At 41.8% G+C, this 15407-nt stretch carries 17 protein-coding genes; all 17 read left to right on the forward strand.

Annotation, left to right across the window (positions count from 1 at the left end):
• The first annotated feature begins 10 nt into the window (after nt 1–10).
• The 17 genes from G586_RS0102465 to G586_RS24545 all read left to right on the forward strand — a co-directional run bounded on the left by G586_RS0102465 (nt 11) and on the right by G586_RS24545 (nt 15405).
• Nucleotides 11–613: an AAA family ATPase gene (locus tag G586_RS0102465; protein ID WP_026526418.1), complete on the forward strand. Its 603-nt coding sequence runs from the start codon at nt 11–13 to the stop codon at nt 611–613.
• A gap of 97 nt (nt 614–710) precedes the next feature.
• Nucleotides 711–1358: an HAD-IA family hydrolase gene (locus G586_RS0102470; RefSeq protein WP_026526419.1), complete on the forward strand. Its 648-nt coding sequence runs from the start codon at nt 711–713 to the stop codon at nt 1356–1358.
• 166 nt (nt 1359–1524) lie between these two features.
• Nucleotides 1525–1908 carry a VOC family protein gene (locus tag G586_RS0102475; protein WP_026526420.1) on the forward strand — a complete coding sequence of 128 codons (384 nt, stop codon included), beginning with the start codon at nt 1525–1527 and terminating at the stop codon, nt 1906–1908.
• Between the two features lie 146 nt (nt 1909–2054).
• Nucleotides 2055–2537 (forward strand): YbaK/EbsC family protein, encoded by a 483-nt coding sequence (locus G586_RS0102480; RefSeq protein WP_026526421.1) that lies wholly within the window; start codon nt 2055–2057, stop codon nt 2535–2537.
• Nucleotides 2524–3282, forward strand: coding sequence for a CPBP family intramembrane glutamic endopeptidase (locus tag G586_RS0102485; protein ID WP_026526422.1), 759 nt, complete (start codon nt 2524–2526; stop codon nt 3280–3282). The genes G586_RS0102480 and G586_RS0102485 overlap by 14 nt, the downstream gene beginning before the upstream one ends.
• A gap of 276 nt (nt 3283–3558) precedes the next feature.
• Nucleotides 3559–4095, forward strand: a complete 537-nt coding sequence (locus G586_RS21520) for a GNAT family N-acetyltransferase (protein ID WP_051204438.1) — start codon at nt 3559–3561, stop codon at nt 4093–4095.
• 72 nt (nt 4096–4167) lie between these two features.
• The gene (locus G586_RS0102495; protein WP_026526423.1) at nt 4168–4611 is read left to right on the forward strand and encodes a GNAT family N-acetyltransferase; all 444 of its coding nucleotides are present in this window, start codon (nt 4168–4170) and stop codon (nt 4609–4611) included.
• Nucleotides 4612–4719: 108 nt separating this feature from the next.
• Nucleotides 4720–5196: a GNAT family N-acetyltransferase gene (locus G586_RS0102500; RefSeq protein ID WP_026526424.1), complete on the forward strand. Its 477-nt coding sequence runs from the start codon at nt 4720–4722 to the stop codon at nt 5194–5196.
• Between the two features lie 74 nt (nt 5197–5270).
• Nucleotides 5271–7256 (forward strand): hypothetical protein, encoded by a 1986-nt coding sequence (locus G586_RS0102505; protein WP_026526425.1) that lies wholly within the window; start codon nt 5271–5273, stop codon nt 7254–7256.
• A gap of 60 nt (nt 7257–7316) precedes the next feature.
• Complete coding sequence (locus tag G586_RS0102510) at nt 7317–7520, forward strand: hypothetical protein (protein ID WP_026526426.1); 204 nt, start codon at nt 7317–7319, stop codon at nt 7518–7520.
• A 3-nt stretch (nt 7521–7523) separates the two neighbouring features.
• Complete coding sequence (locus tag G586_RS0102515) at nt 7524–8006, forward strand: hypothetical protein (protein ID WP_026526427.1); 483 nt, start codon at nt 7524–7526, stop codon at nt 8004–8006.
• Nucleotides 8007–8472: 466 nt separating this feature from the next.
• A complete protein-coding gene (locus tag G586_RS0102520) occupies nt 8473–9432 on the forward strand; it encodes a hypothetical protein (RefSeq protein ID WP_026526428.1) in 960 nt (319 codons plus the stop codon).
• A 48-nt stretch (nt 9433–9480) separates the two neighbouring features.
• Nucleotides 9481–10017 carry an NUDIX hydrolase gene (locus G586_RS0102525; RefSeq protein ID WP_026526429.1) on the forward strand — a complete coding sequence of 179 codons (537 nt, stop codon included), beginning with the start codon at nt 9481–9483 and terminating at the stop codon, nt 10015–10017.
• Between the two features lie 60 nt (nt 10018–10077).
• On the forward strand, nt 10078–10641 hold the full coding sequence (locus G586_RS0102530; protein ID WP_026526430.1) for an HD domain-containing protein: 564 nt from the start codon (nt 10078–10080) through the stop codon (nt 10639–10641).
• A 7-nt stretch (nt 10642–10648) separates the two neighbouring features.
• A complete protein-coding gene (locus G586_RS25945) occupies nt 10649–10816 on the forward strand; it encodes a hypothetical protein (protein WP_155834009.1) in 168 nt (55 codons plus the stop codon).
• A gap of 1 nt (nt 10817) precedes the next feature.
• Nucleotides 10818–11714 carry an ornithine carbamoyltransferase gene (locus tag G586_RS0102540; protein ID WP_242831954.1) on the forward strand — a complete coding sequence of 299 codons (897 nt, stop codon included), beginning with the start codon at nt 10818–10820 and terminating at the stop codon, nt 11712–11714.
• Nucleotides 11715–11841: 127 nt separating this feature from the next.
• Entirely contained in the window at nt 11842–15405 is a 3564-nt protein-coding gene (locus G586_RS24545; RefSeq protein WP_051204442.1) for a hybrid sensor histidine kinase/response regulator, read from the forward strand.
• Nucleotides 15406–15407: the final 2 nt, after the last annotated feature.

Here is a 15407-nt window from a genome sequence, read left to right on the forward strand (position 1 = left end):
AGGAGTGATAATGGCAAATTTAATTGTGGTATGCGGGCCTCAGGCAGTTGGGAAAATGGTGGTTGCCGAGAGCCTTAGAGATAAGCTTCATTACAATATGATGATGAATCATGACAGCATTGAAATGTCTGATAAAATCTTTGGTTTTAACACACCGGCGCAGCGGGAATTCAATGCAATTTTCCGAGAGAAAGCATTTGACCTGGCTGTGAAGCATAACGTGGATTTGATATTTACTTATGTCACTGCGTTTGAGATGCAGGAGGAGCATGATTACCTCATGGGGTTACACGACCTCTTTGTGAAAAATGGTGGGAATTTCTATTTTGTTGAGCTGAGTGCAGATCTTAAGACAAGACTTATGAGAAATGAAACACCCTACAGAATGGAGAGGAAGGCTTCCAAGAAGGATGTGGAGTGGAGCAGAAATAACCTTTTGAGAGATACGGAGAAGCACAGACTCAATTCCGATGAAGGTGAAGTGTGGTTTGAGAATCATCTAAAGATCGATAACACAGACCTTCTGCCGGATCAGGTTGCGGATATTGTCATCAAGGAATATGACTTGAAGGTGCTTGATAAAAGTGAGAAGGAGTACCGGTTCGGAGTGTAAGACACGGGGACGGTTCTTCTGTCTTTAAAGACACGGGGACGGTTCTTCTGACTCATGAATGAAACGAGTTCTGATAGTTTTGTAGGAGGAAAATAAATTGGGAAATTATGAATACATACTGTTTGACCTGGATGGGACACTGACAGATTCAGGCCCGGGCATCGTGAATGGCTTTGCTTATACCGTTGAGAAAATGGGAGGACAGGTTGAAGACAAAAATCAGTTTAAGAGATTTGTCGGACCACCGCTTAAGGAATCCTTTGGAGTTCTTGGATATCAGGGTGAGGAAATAGATAAGGCCATCACGATTTACAGAGAGTACTACAACGGCATGGGCGGATGCTTTGAGAACGAGGTTTATCCCGGGATTGAAGATACTCTGGCAAAGCTTAAGACAGCAGGCAAAAAGCTTATAGTTTGTACATCGAAGAACGCCCATGGAACCAAGACAGTACTTGAGCATTTTGGCCTTGATAAATATTTTGACTTTGTCGCAACTGCCAATGACACCGATAGACAGCATAAGATTGACGTTTTGAATTATGCCCTTGAGCAGGGTGGCGTGGCTGACCTTAAGAGAGCAGTTATGGTTGGAGACAGAATGTACGATATCGAGGCTTCAGCAGAAGTGGGTGTTGATTCGATAGGTGTGCTCTATGGTTATGGCAGCAAGAAAGAACTGACAAACGCAGGAGCTACTTATCTTGCGGAGACTGCGGATGATATAGTAGCGCTGATATTGTGAGTCAACGAGAACCGTCCCGGAGACTCATGTAGTAGCTCAGAAATATGATATCCCGCGAGATGGGATAACAAGCAGGTTGTCCACGAAGGTGATTATGTTTGTTGCGAGAAAAATAGTATTTCAATAATAGGATTAGAGAAACACTGAAAGAAGTGGGGAACATTTTATGGTAATTGAACACGTGGCAATGTATGTGAATAACTTAGAACAGGCAAGGGATTTCTTCGTGAAATACCTCGGTGCAAAATCCAACGACGGTTATCACAACGTAAAAACAGGCTTTAGATCATTCTTTGTCTCATTTGATGGCGGGGCAAGAATAGAAATCATGAATAAGCCTGAAATGGCGGACGACAATAAGGAGCTTAACCGAACAGGCTATGCGCATATCGCTTTTTCCGTTGGCTCAAAGGAGCGCGTAGACGAACTTACAGAGCAGATAAAGAATGCTGGCTACGAGGTTGTAAGCGGTCCCAGAACCACTGGTGATGGATATTATGAATCGTGTATTGTCGCAATCGAAGGAAATCAGATAGAACTTACGGTGTGATATATAAGGATAAGTCAATAGAATCGTCCCCCTGACTCATAAGAGGTGGAGCGGCGTGCTTTTACGGTGGCAAGATTCTTGAAGAGATACCTTCGGGTAAGCAGGATATACTTCTAATTAATGGATAGAAAAAGGAGGAGGCAGAAATGGTTGATGAAAAAGTTTATAACGCGCTTAAAGTCAAGGGCTTTGGTGATCGAATCACTGAGCATAAGGAAACTATAGACACAGTCGAGCATGCCGCGCAGCAGATAGGCTGCAGCGAAGCTGAGATTGCCAAGACACTCTCTTTTATTGTGGACGAAAAACCGGTTGTGGTAGTTATGGCCGGAGATGGCCGCGTGAACAGTTCGAAGTTCAAGGCGCAGTTTCACACCAAGCCCAGCATGGTTCCAAGGGACCGCGTTGAAGAGCTTATCGGCTTCCTCCCCGGCGGAGTATGTCCCTTTGGCGTAGATAAGAGCATTCCGGTTTGGCTGGACGTTTCCATGAAGAGATTTGACTACGTTCACCCGGCAGCAGGTAACGAGTTCACATCAGTGACACTGTCACCTGAAGAACTGCAAACTGCTTCGGATGCTATTGGCTGGTGCGATGTCTGTAAGGGATGGGAAGATGAGTCGAAGTAAGGCTATCATTTTTTATCTATCTGGCGCATTAGGGCAGATTGGCCTCGTATGTATGGCGGTGTTCTTACTTAGAATTAATGGCATAATAGTTGATTACACTACGCCCCTTGGAATGCTTGCCATTGCTGTCGGAGGCATATCTTCAGCGCTGTGGGGAACGATTTTTTCTATAAAATACAGGAACATAAAAGTAGCCAAGATACTTAAGGACTTCTTCAATATAGTGCAAAGTCCCAGATTTTATCTGATTGCATTTTTGTTCCTATTTTTGGACTTCTTTTCACTGCTTTGGGGAGGCGGTCTTAAAATCTCAACCTGGTATGTGCCGATTATCCTGTTTATGAAGGCGATTGTGTTCGGCGGAATTGAGGAGATTGGCTGGAGATACTTTTTTCAGCCGGCGCTGCAGGAGCGACTTGGCTATGTGGCTTCAACCCTGTGTACTTTTGTCGCGTGGGGGATTTGGCATTTTGTTTACTTTTACGTTGAAGGAACATTAGCGGTGGTAGACCCGGTTCCATTTTTAATAGGACTACTGGTCAACTGCTTTATATTGTCCACCATCTTCAATGTGTCAGGAAGCTTGTGGCTGTGCGTTATGACGCATGCGCTGATAAATGTGTTCTCACAGCTTGCAGTGGGTGGAAATGCATATGTTTCCTACGTTTGCAAGGTGGTGATTGTGGCTATTGCCATTGTGCTGAGCACGAAGAGGAATTTGGACAAAGTTGGTAGCCTACGGTGATATAGCTGGAAGCGACATATATTTATTATTTGAGAAAAATAGTGTAATTGGTACCCATTTTCCTCTAATATGAACGACTTTAGAATCCATTTTTTTATCAGAGAGCAGATATTTTATCATTGGTACCCATAATTATGCTAAATAGGGGTACCAATGAGTGAAAATGCCTATAACAGTAAAAATCATAAGAATTATCCAGCTAAAAACTGGCTAAAACCCACTTAAAAGGGTACCAATGAATAAAAACAGCCACTGCTGTAAAACATAGGAGGAGTCATGAAAAGAGTTATTGAAACAGAAAGACTTATTTTAAGGACGGTTACTGTAGACGATGCTGAGGCGGTTTACAAGTGGGCATCGGATCCGGATGTAAGCAAGTATATGATATATGCTCTTCACAAGAGTATAGATGATACGAAGGAATGGCTTAAATCCAGGGATATTGATGGCGAGGATGAATTCGATCTGGGATTTGTTTTAAAGGAAACAGGTGAACTTATAGGCCAGGGTGGAATCTTTTACAAGGAAGAGAATGATGCCTGGATGATCGGATACAACCTGCGAAAAGAGTACTGGGGACAGGGACTTGTTCCCGAGGCCATGAAGGCCATAATCGATTATGTAAATAAAGAAAAGGGCATCAAAAGAATAATTGGTGACTTTGCGATAGAAAACAGCAAGAGCAGGAGAGTTATGGAAAAGCTTGGAATGACCTATTGGAAGGATTACCAGTACACAAAGCTTGACGGTAGCGCTACCTTTGATGCCTACATGTATAAAAGAGAGTTTGATCAGACAGCGGCCGACATTTAAGAGAAGTAGGCTATTTAAAAAAAAGCAGGCTATTTAAGAAAGGTAGGCTATAAGAGATGAGGAGAATGAAAAATGGAAAAATTTGTTGTGAGTAAATGCGGGGATATTGATGCAATTAAGGAACTTTTCAAGGAGTATTCGACAATTAAAGGAGCAGAGAGCTGCTTTGTCTCCTTTGATAAAGAGCTTGCAGATTTAGAAGGCTTCTACAGTGGCGGCGCTCTTCTTTGCGGCTGCGAAGATGATAAGCCGGTTGCCTGCGTTGCAGTCAAAAAGGTTGATGATAAGACCTGTGAAGCTAAGCGACTTTTCATAAAGCCCGAGCACCGTGGAAAAGGCTATGCAAGGGTTATGCTGAACGCGATGCTTGATAAGGCAAGAGAACTAGGATTCGGCGAGGTTGTGTTTACAACTAAGCCTTCTGTGATGAAGATAGGATATGAGCTATATAAGCGCATGGGATTTGAAGAGACAGGAGAAGAGGATGGCGTTGTGAGCATGAGGATGGCGCTGTGAGAAAATCAATAGCGCTACGGTAATTATTGTAAGCGACGTTGTCACCTGAAGAACTGCAAACAGCTTCAGATGGTGCTAGCTGGTGCGATGTCTGCAAAGGATGGAAAGATGAATTTTAGAGAAATATGTAAAGCTGATGATGAAGCTCTTGCCCACATCATCAGAACCAACTTAAAAGCGCATAAACTTGATATTCCCGGAACTGTATATTTTGACAGTAACCTTGATCATCTAAGCGATTTTTATCTTGGAGACAAGACGGAAAGGTTTTACTTTATTGCGCTTGAAGATGAGGAAGTGGTTGGTGGTATCGGCCTTGCCAGGTTCGAATTCTTTGATGATTGTGCCGAACTTCAAAAGCTATACCTTGCCGATAGCGTTAAGGGCAGTGGAATTGGATATATCTTGATCAGCATGATCGAGGATAAGGCCAGGGAGCTTGGATATAAACAAATGTATCTTGAGACTCATACGAACCTTGCCACGGCCATTCATGTTTATGAGAAGAGTGGCTATAAAGAGATTGAGAAACCTGCAGGGGTAGTCCATGCAACAATGGACAGATTTTTTATCAAGAAATTATAAGCTGCAATTTTACGGACGGTAATTATGGGTTTATGAAAAAAGTTGATTCAGAAATAACATGTTGGGGATAGAGGATGAATATACAGGATATCAATTGCGTAGCACGGAGCTCCGAAGGTGAGCATAGCGATTATTATTCATGCGATAAATATGGACTAAAGATTGTATTATCCGATGAAAAGGATGATGCGAACGGTTTTTATACTGATGTGAAGGTGGGGATAACCAACACCTCAAAAGAAGATTTTAATGGGGTTATACACTTGAAATTTATGGCCGATGATGAGAACCCCAAGTTCTTTATGCCGGGATTAATGTACAACACCAATACCGCAGACAAGCCATCTTCCGGTCGAAAGGCGTTCCCTAGAATAAAAAGAAATCCCGAAGGAATGCCGGAATCTCAATACTTTATGACAAGGAGTGACAGGCTGGCTGAACCTGTAAGCCTGGTTTTTTCTTTGGGAAAAGTGAAAGGAATTGCCGCTCCTCCATACTGGGTATGTGAAAATGGTAAATCCGTTCCGGTATCATGTGAAGAGGGTGTGAAAAAAACTGAAGGCGCAGAATTCGTGCAGTATGGCGGTTTTAGCTGCAATATAAATGATAATGGAAAAGTGAGCGTGGGCTATACACTTGGCTACGAGGATGCTCCATGGCTTTTCGTTCAGACAGCAACTGTGCTTGAGAGGAGAGCAGTCGATAAAAAGAATTCATTTTGTATAAAGGCCGGTGAGACTATAGAATTTTCCATCATCATTTATGACTACGAGGGAGAGGATGAACGTGCGATATACAGGGCCTTGACGCATACTTATGAGTGCTTTCATGAAGCTCCAAGAACCATTAAGGGTATGGATAGCGAAAAGGCACTTACCCTTTTGAGCGGTGCCATAAGAGATAATGCGTGGCTTGAAGACGAGAAAATGTACTCGGGATTTGTATATGACAGGGAAGAACCAAGATATAACAAGATTGGATCTCTTTCCTGGACGAATGGATTATCTGTTGCTGTTCCAATGCTTTTTGCCGCAAACAGCATACAAGATGAAAAGGCCAGAAGACAGAGTCTTGAATTTATTGATAATGTGGTCCGGAACAGTTTTAATCCGAATTCTAATCTTCTGTATGATGCCGTGGATGATGGCAAATGGTCTGTTCGTGGATGGTGGTACAACGGAATGCACAGCGGCGGACACAGCGCATATTTAAACGGGCAGGCGGTTTACTATATTCTCAAAGCATATCTGTCAGAAAAGAATGAACACAATATAGTACATGATGACTGGATCACATTTGTTGTCCCCGTGATACGTAAAATGAATTCTGAAATGAATTCCGATCACGAATATCCCTTCTCTTTTTCAGAGAATACCGGCGCAGGTCTTGAATATGATTCGATGGGCGGCGCATGGTGTCTTACTGCAACGGCTCTATACGAATTTGTTACAGGGGATACGGAATATCTGGATGCTTTGAAGAAGAGTGAGCAGCACTATTATGATGCGTATGTAGTTAAGTGCGAATGTTATGGTGGGCCGCTCGATACTGATAAAGCTGTGGATGATGAAGGAATCCTGGCATATGTTCGCGCATTAAGAATACTTCATGAAATCACAAAAGAAGACTATCTTTTGGAACATATGAAATTTGCATTGTATTACGAATGCAGCTTTAAGCTTTCATACAATACGCCGGTTTCTGTGATGCCCTTAAGTAAGATTGGATGGTCTTCATGTGGCGGAAGTATTACCTCTACTGCCAATCCGCATATCCATCCAATGTCCAGCACGATCATACCGGAGATGAGATATTACGTTGATGCCTCAGGTGACAAATACATGAAGGAAAGGCTTGAAGATACAGTAAAATGGAGCCTTCAGACATTTAATACCTATGACAAAGAATACGGTTACGGAGAACCCGGATGGATGTCGGAGAGGTTCTGTTTCTGCCAGGGGCTTTTGACAGAGAAGTATCCTGACGGCTCTCCTGCTAGCACCTGGTTTGCACTGATGCCATGGGCTTCTGCAAGTATTATTGAGGGGCTGGCTTTTTAAAAAGTAAATCAGGAGTAAGGGGGAAATGTCATCACGACAGATATAGAGAGGAGGGAAATTATGGGGAATCCACCTGAAATATCAGAGTCAACAATTGAAGAGCGCAGAGAATATATAAAGAAAAGATTTCCATGCATTGCCGACTGTGACATGTGTGGTCTTTGCAAAGTTTTTCATGGGAAAGATGCTGAAACGGCCTATGCGGATTACATACAGGGGAACAGGTCGTTTTTGGAAGTTTCAGAAGACTATCGGAGGGTATGACAAATGATTAGTGTAATAGTTTTGGTAATGATATGTTTGGGGTTTCTTTTTGCTTCTATTATGGCAGGAAAAGCTGAGCCATCAGCTAAAACCAGGAAAGTAACTGATGGAATCAGAAAACTTTTATTAGCTGCTCCGGTCATAGTAGCTCTTATCTTCGCTGTGCTTTTTTGCACAGTCTTAAAAGGACGATTGATAGAGAGAACTTCGCATGCACTTATAGTTCTTTGCTTATGGCTTTATGGAAGCGCTTTTTATGTTAATGTCCTAAAATTCTTCAAAAACAAAAGCATATTGATTTTAAGTATCCTGTGGATGATCGTGTCAGTTGCATTTGCGATATTCCTTACACCTTTGGACAGATACTGCGATGTTATGTTTGCATCTATTCATGAGTTTACTTATGTTTTGGGCGGCGTAATGATCGCTCTTTGGTATTTTGCTATTGTTAGAAACCATGGGAGTCAAACCAGAGTGTGTGAATGAAGTTAAAGTTCAAAATTTACAAAAAGTCGTGCAGCCGGACAAGCTTCATAGAGTAAATGCTACACGACAAAGCTTGATATTTGTGAAAAGACGTGCAGCCGGACAAGCTTCATAGAGTAAATGCTACACGACAAAGCTTAATATTTGTGAAAAGACGTGTAGACGGACAAACTTTAGAGAGTAAAACCTACATGTCAAAATGAATAATTTGAAAAAAGACATGTAATCCTATATGCCCTATAAGAGGAATACTACTTGTCAAAGATAACAATCAGCAACAAGGCAAGTAGTTCGACACGCCCCATAAGAGGAATACTACTTGCCCAAAGATGAGAATCAGCAAAAAGACAAGTAGTCAGGCACGTCCCATAAGAGAAATACTACTTGTCCAAATTCAAACTTTATAGAAAGACAAGTAACCCACGAACTACAACATAGTTATTTAGAGGAAAATTGAAGAAACACCATGCTAGAAGATTCAATTTTTATAGAGGCAATTAAAAATGGCAATTTAGATGTAATTCGGCAATTCCCCAAGGCGGATCTTCATAATCACTTCGTCCTTGGCGGATGCAGAGAATTCATCCAATCTAAAACAGGCTATGAAATTAAACCTATATCAAAAACACTAAGCTCCATGAGCGAGATGGACGCCTGGAGTGCACAGTATATTGGCAATCGCTTTAACAGTACGGAGGGGCGAAGGCTCCTGATTGAGGCAACCTTCGAGCAGGCAAGAAAAGACGGAGTAACCATATTGGAAATCGGTGAAGACGTATGGGGACTTGGCGCTTTTTTCCATGACGATATAGAAGAGCTGATTGCGGCATTTCAGGAAGCAAACGCAAAAATCGCTTCTGAAATTGAATTGAGGTTACAGATCGGTCTATCCAGGCATTGCGGGATCGATTACCTGGAAGATTGCCTAAAGCACTTCTGGGGACATAAGGAGTTTTATTCCATTGACTTATATGGCGACGAAATGGCGCAGCCTATAGACAAGTTTATTCCAATCTATGAAAAGGCTGCTGAAAATGGCCTTGTTTTAAAGGCCCATGTAGGTGAATGGGGAACCGCGGAGGATGTAAGAACCGCTGTAGAATTGCTGCATTTACATGAAGTTCAACACGGCATAGCAGCAGTGCTGGATGAAAGTGTTATTGATTATCTTGCTGAGAAAAAAATCAGGTTAAATATTACTCCTACAAGCAATGTCCTCTTAGGCAGAGTTTCCGATATGAAGGACCATCCCATAGCACAGTTATACAGAAAAGGAGTAGACGTAACCATAAACTCAGACGATGTACTGATTTTTGATTCTGATGTTTCAAAGGAATATTTACGACTGTACCGGTCGGGGTGTTTGACAGCTGAGGAGCTGAACGACATTCGATTGAATGGACTTAAGGAAAGAGTGCTCGTATGAGTTAAAGATGAATGCCGGAAGAATTACGAGAATTAAAGAGGGAACAATATGGAAAAATGGAAACAATTGGGGCGGGAATACATTATAAACAACAAGTGGGTTAAGCTTGCTAAAGACAAAGTATTATTGCCGAATGGCCATAGCATGGATGATTTCTATGTTTTTGAAAAAAAGAATGTATCCATAATTGTGGCGATGGATGAGGACAATAATGTTCTGATTAAAAAGGAATATCGCTACCCTGTGGATGAATTTCTCTATGAGCTGCCGGGCGGAGTGATAGAGGATGGCAGTGCGCTTGATACTGCAAAAAGAGAGCTGCTTGAAGAAACAGGCTACGAATCTGACGATTGGACAAAGCTTCTTTCGGGATATGATTACCCCACCAAAGACACCAACATGGTAAACATATTTCTTGCAAGGAACATAAGAAAAGTGAGTTCCCAAAAGCTGGAAGAATCCGAGGACATTGAATTTAAACTTGTTCCGTTTGAAGAAGCAATTGATATGTGTATCTCAAACAAGATAAAAGTAAATGGGACAATTGCAGGACTTTTGCTGGCTGAAAAATGTATCGCCAAATAAGATTTTAGCCAAAAACAGAACAGATGATTATTTACAAAACTATGAGTTAGGAGGAGATGAATGAAAGCAAGGGAGTATTTGGATATTTTACATGTAGCTGAGAGATTAAAGGATACACCAAGGCATTGTACGACCACAAACCGCAGAACGGAGAGTGTTGCTGAACATAGCTGGCGTATTTCGCTTATGGCATTTCTTTTAAAACACGAGTTTTCGGATTTGGATATAGACAAGGTTGTGAGCATGTGTCTGATCCACGACCTTGGAGAATGCTTTACCGGAGATATTCCGACTTTTATAAAAACGGACAATGATAGAGAGGTCGAGGATTCCCTTCTGAATAAGTGGGTAAAATCTCTTCCTGAGGAATTATCAAAGGATATAGCTGAGTTATACGAGGAGATGGATGCACAGGAGACAAAAGAGGCAAAGCTTTACAAAGCTCTTGATAAGCTTGAAGCGCTCATTCAGCACAATGAATCTCCGCTTGATACATGGGCTGATAATGAGTATGAGCTCAACAAAACATACGCTTTTGATACAGTTGCGTTCTCCGACTGGCTCACAGAGCTGAGAAAAGAAATCTTGGATGATACGCTCAAAAAGATTGAAGCTGAAAAATAAATACACGATGGATAGAGGTTCAAAAATGGATGAGATAAAGCTTGCAGAGCCTACCGCTGAATATGCAGATGATTTGTGGGAATTCAGACAGGAAATTATAGAAGCTGATGCGGATAGCGATGATCTGTCTGAGATACCTGCTGTGATAAGGGATGCTGAGAGTTGCGGAAAATAATTTGAACATAATAATATACTCCCATGGTATTGAAACTGTAACCAGTGATTTGAAAATGAAAAGAGGTTGGGAAATGCAATCCTTCATAAGGCTAACGGATTTTAAGAAAGATGAACTGCTACAGATTTTCAAAATAGCGGACAATATCGAAGAGTATAGAGGCTCTCTCGAAGGAAAAACAATAGTGATGTTTTTCCCCGCAAGCAGCATAAGAACAAGAGTTACCTTTGAAAAAGGCATATATCTTCTTGGTGGTCAGACAATACTTTTTGACCCTTCGACTTTAGACAAGAAGGAAGATATCAAAGATGTATGCGGGTATCTTCAAAACTGGGCTGACGCTGTTATCGTGCGGTACAAGGACATCAATATGCTTGAAAAGATGTCCGCTGCCATGAATGTTCCCGTTATAAATGCCATGACTGACGACAATCATCCCTGCGAGATGATGTCTGATCTCTATGCTCTGTCGAAGCGGAGAACAAGCTATCTTGACGATGAATACTTGTTTGTCGGACCTTCGGGGAATATAGGAAAGGCATGGAAGGAAGCATCAGAAGTCTTCGGCTTTTCTCTATCCCAGTGCAGCCCTGACGAATACGCGGTTCCGGGTGTAAGGCACAGTAACTCTTTACAAGAGGCCATTATAGGAAAAGATGTAGTCTGCACAGACTCCCTTTCTCAGGCCATCCTTAATGATTTTGAAGATTATCAGATTACGAAGGGCGTCTTAGAGCAGGCAAACAAAGGAGCAATCCTTAATCCATGTCCGCCCTTCTATCGCGGCGAAGAAGTATCCGCAGACGCAATTGATTCTGACTTTTTTGTTGGATATGAGTTTAAAGATAGTCTTTTGAAGGTGCAGCAGGCAATACTTATTTATTGCATGTCAAAATAGCTTTAACCAAATGGCCGTTTGGTTTTCAATTTGGTTATGAAAAAGTTATGGAATTATCATAAAATACAGGTTTTCGATAAATTATAATTAACGTGTAACACTATGCGAAAGGAAACATATAGTTACAATGGATTTAGATCTTATCGAAAACGTCATAATGCTGATGGCGGCAATCATAGGATTGCTGCTTACTTTATATAAGTATCTAAAGATTCCTAAGCGCGGATGGTTCTACATTTCCGTGTTTTTCATGATGCACTTTTTAAGTGACTATTACTGGACTATTTATACCCTTGTTATTGGCAATAATCCGGATGTATCTGAGTTCATGGCCTATTTTGGCTGGAATGTGGGATATGCTGTTCTGTTGGTTGCGGTGCTAAATATGCGCCTTCCTGAGGTTAAGGGCTATTTTCATCCTCTGATGCTTATCCCTATTCCGATAAATTTTATTCAATTTCTGATATATATTCCCTATGGCGGACTGATTAATAATATCTGGGAGGGTGGTCTTGCGACAGCCATAGCCTGCACTTGTATGCAGTCTTTGCTTTACTGGTACACTCACAGAAAAGATGGCTTCAGTTTCCCCTGGACTCACGGAGCAGGCCTTCTTTTTATCACATTCGAATATGGAATGTGGACCTCGTCATGCTTTGACTGGCCATTTCTTCCTTTCAGCATGTATTACATTTTTGCATTGTGCGAATCAGTTGTTCTTGTGCTCATTTCAAGGGCGATTTCCAAAGACTATGAAAATCGGGGGCTTCTTAACTATGAGAAAAGTGCTCTTGAAGCAAAACTCCAGCGGTATCTTCAGATAATTGTTTCCTCGATTGTACTTTTTGGGTCAATCGGCGGCTATAATGTGGCTCTTCTTATGAAAAGAGCGTTTCCTGAGGGTGGTGGCGATAAGAATATCTATGGTTCGATTGCCATTACACTTTTTGGTATATCTATTCTTCTTGTCTCGCTGATTTTCATAGTGATAGTCATGACAGCAATGAAATACAAGAGGGATGAGGATCCGGCTAAGCACAATTCTGCTATAGGAAAAATGCGCAGTAGGTTTGATTTTGTTTTCACCATACTTATAACGCTGGGGTTGATGATTTTTTCCGTGATATATACTTCAAGGCTTTTCTATAGTGTCTCAGTTGATGGGCTTATAGAGGATGGAGAATCAAAGGCCGGATCAATCGCTACGGATTTGGAAAACTATGTCGGAGTGGCCAGATCTGTTCTATGGGTTACAGCGGATACCGTTGAGCTTATGGTGAAAAACGGTCTGTCCAATGAGGAGATACTCGATTATATTGTCAGGCAGACGCAAAATCAGTCCGAGCAGTTCGACGAGAATTTTACAGGACTTTATGCGTATATAGACGGCGAATATATGGATGGCTCAGGATGGATACCACCTGATGACTACAATGTTGAAGTTAGGGACTGGTATAAATCTGCAGTAGATGCAAAGGGTGAGACCATCATTGTTTCGCCATATGTTGATGCCCAGACTCATTCAGTTGTATTAACAATATGTAAGCTTCTTGACGATGGAGGAAAAGAGGGAGACTACCATAAAAGGCAGGTTGTGGCTCTTGACCTTGTGGTAAATCACGTTCAGGAAATTACAGATAATATCAATATAAGCGGAAAAGGCTATGGAATGGTTGTAGGAAGTGATGGCATGATAATTTCCCATCATGACCACGAAAACAATGGCCAGAACATAATAGATAAATATGGAGAGGATCTGTTTAACTTGATCTCCGGCGCTGACAATGCTTCCGTGGAGGCTTCATTTGAAGGTGAGGCATATACTCTTTTCATACATGATGTCATAGGGCAGTGGTATGTAGTTATAGTCGTAAGTGATGCTGAGTTATATAAAGAGGTCTACTCACAGCTTGCAGTGAATATTGTTGTTTCACTGATCATTTTCGTACTCATTTCATTCTTCTATTATCTGAGCTATAAAACCGAGCAGATAAACAGCATAAAGGTGGAAGAGCTTAACAGAAACAGGCAAAAGCAGGAATATGAAGCGCAGGTTCTGATGCTTGAAAAGCAGTCGGCAGATGAGGCCAATAAGGCTAAGAGTCGTTTCCTTGCGGACATGTCCCATGAAATCCGCACACCGATAAATGCAATACTTGGCATGAATGAGATGGTGCTGCGACAGGCAAGAGATAAGAGTATCGTTAATTATTCCAGAAATATCAGAATCTCAGGAAACAATCTGCTGCAGATAATAAACAGCATTCTCGATTTTTCCAAAATCGAAGACGGCAAAATGGAAATCATTCCGGTTCCTTATAGCCTTGGAAAAGAGATAATCTATTTAGAGAGCTCAATTCGTGAAAGAGCAGAGGGAAAAGGACTGGAATTTATAGTTGATGTGGATCCTTCACTCCCAAAGATGCTTTACGGAGATGACGCAAGAGTAAATCAGATCATCATGAATTTACTTACCAATGCTGTGAAATACACGCATGAGGGATCTGTCAGATTCTCTGTCAGCTCCAGGAAAATTGAGGGAGACAACATACTTCTATATGTTGAAGTCAGGGATACCGGTATTGGAATCAAAGAAAGCGATATGGGTAAGCTGTTTGAATCCTTCGAGCGTCTTGACCAGGTTAAAAACCGCAATATCGAGGGCACTGGCCTTGGAATGCCTATTACTACGAGCCTTCTTAAACTCATGGGAAGTGAGCTTAAGGTTGAGAGCGTATATGGAGAGGGCTCGGTTTTCAGTTTTGAATTATGGCAGAAAATCGAGGATGCTGCGCCTCTTGGCGATTACACTATCGCGGTAGTGGATGTGGCAGAGGATTTTGAGGAAGAGGATTATCTCTATGCACCTGATGCACGTATTCTCGTGGTGGATGATACCAGGATGAACCTGCTCGTGGTGACAAGTCTTCTCGAGCGTACAGGTATTGCTATTGATACTGCAATCAGTGGAAAGGATGCTATAGCGCTTGCAGATAAGAACAGGTATGATTTGATCATTCTTGACCAGCGCATGCCTGTAATGGATGGAACCCAGACCCTCGCTGCCATACGCTCCTTAGAAAATCATATGAATCTGGAGACACCTGTTGTCTGCTTCACCGCAGACGCTATAAGAGGTGCAAAGGAACGCATTCTTGCGGATGGTTTCCAGGATTATCTGTCCAAGCCTGTAAAGGGAATAGATCTTGAAAATATGATCCGCAAATATCTTCCTTCAGAGTTTATCAAGAGTCCGCCTGTGACAGAAGAAAATGATGAAGCCGTTATCGAGTTTGCCGGATCAACATCTATGGTTGAAAAACTGTCCGAAGCTGGCTGTGATACTGAAAATGCAATGGATTTTTGCGGCGGTGAAGAGGAGTTCTATCGTGAGATACTTGAAGACTATTTGAATTCTGCAGATGAACGCAAGGAAAAGATAGCTGAGGCTTACAAAGCAAAAGATTGGAAAAACTATTCCATATACATTCATGCGCTAAAGAGTTCCTCCAGGACTATCGGTTTTAACAGGCTTTCCGAATTCGCAAAGGAGCTCGAAGCTGCCGCAACTGCTAATGATGAAGATGAGATTAACAGGCAGCATGATACTGTAATGGCAATGTTTGATGAGGTTTTAGCTGTTATACATGATTGTTGTTATGACGATGCGGCATCTGATAAACTTAGATAGAA

This window comes from Butyrivibrio sp. VCD2006 (assembly GCF_000423925.1).
Taxonomy (GTDB): Bacteria; Bacillota; Clostridia; order Lachnospirales; family Lachnospiraceae; genus Butyrivibrio.

Excerpts from the sequence above, each read along its gene's own strand:
- G586_RS0102465 (WP_026526418.1), top strand. The coding sequence starts at position 11 with ATGGCAAATTTAATTGTGGTATGCGGGCCTCAGGCAGTTGGGAAAATG.
- G586_RS0102475 (WP_026526420.1), top strand. The coding sequence starts at position 1,525 with ATGGTAATTGAACACGTGGCAATGTATGTGAATAACTTAGAACAGGCA.
- G586_RS0102480 (WP_026526421.1), top strand. The coding sequence starts at position 2,055 with ATGGTTGATGAAAAAGTTTATAACGCGCTTAAAGTCAAGGGCTTTGGT.
- G586_RS0102485 (WP_026526422.1), top strand. The coding sequence starts at position 2,524 with ATGAGTCGAAGTAAGGCTATCATTTTTTATCTATCTGGCGCATTAGGG.
- G586_RS21520 (WP_051204438.1), top strand. The coding sequence starts at position 3,559 with ATGAAAAGAGTTATTGAAACAGAAAGACTTATTTTAAGGACGGTTACT.
- G586_RS0102495 (WP_026526423.1), top strand. The coding sequence starts at position 4,168 with ATGGAAAAATTTGTTGTGAGTAAATGCGGGGATATTGATGCAATTAAG.
- G586_RS0102500 (WP_026526424.1), top strand. The coding sequence starts at position 4,720 with ATGAATTTTAGAGAAATATGTAAAGCTGATGATGAAGCTCTTGCCCAC.
- G586_RS0102505 (WP_026526425.1), top strand. The coding sequence starts at position 5,271 with ATGAATATACAGGATATCAATTGCGTAGCACGGAGCTCCGAAGGTGAG.
- G586_RS0102510 (WP_026526426.1), top strand. The coding sequence starts at position 7,317 with ATGGGGAATCCACCTGAAATATCAGAGTCAACAATTGAAGAGCGCAGA.
- G586_RS0102515 (WP_026526427.1), top strand. The coding sequence starts at position 7,524 with ATGATTAGTGTAATAGTTTTGGTAATGATATGTTTGGGGTTTCTTTTT.
- G586_RS0102520 (WP_026526428.1), top strand. The coding sequence starts at position 8,473 with ATGCTAGAAGATTCAATTTTTATAGAGGCAATTAAAAATGGCAATTTA.
- G586_RS0102525 (WP_026526429.1), top strand. The coding sequence starts at position 9,481 with ATGGAAAAATGGAAACAATTGGGGCGGGAATACATTATAAACAACAAG.
- G586_RS0102530 (WP_026526430.1), top strand. The coding sequence starts at position 10,078 with ATGAAAGCAAGGGAGTATTTGGATATTTTACATGTAGCTGAGAGATTA.
- G586_RS25945 (WP_155834009.1), top strand. The coding sequence starts at position 10,649 with ATGGATAGAGGTTCAAAAATGGATGAGATAAAGCTTGCAGAGCCTACC.
- G586_RS24545 (WP_051204442.1), top strand. The coding sequence starts at position 11,842 with ATGGATTTAGATCTTATCGAAAACGTCATAATGCTGATGGCGGCAATC.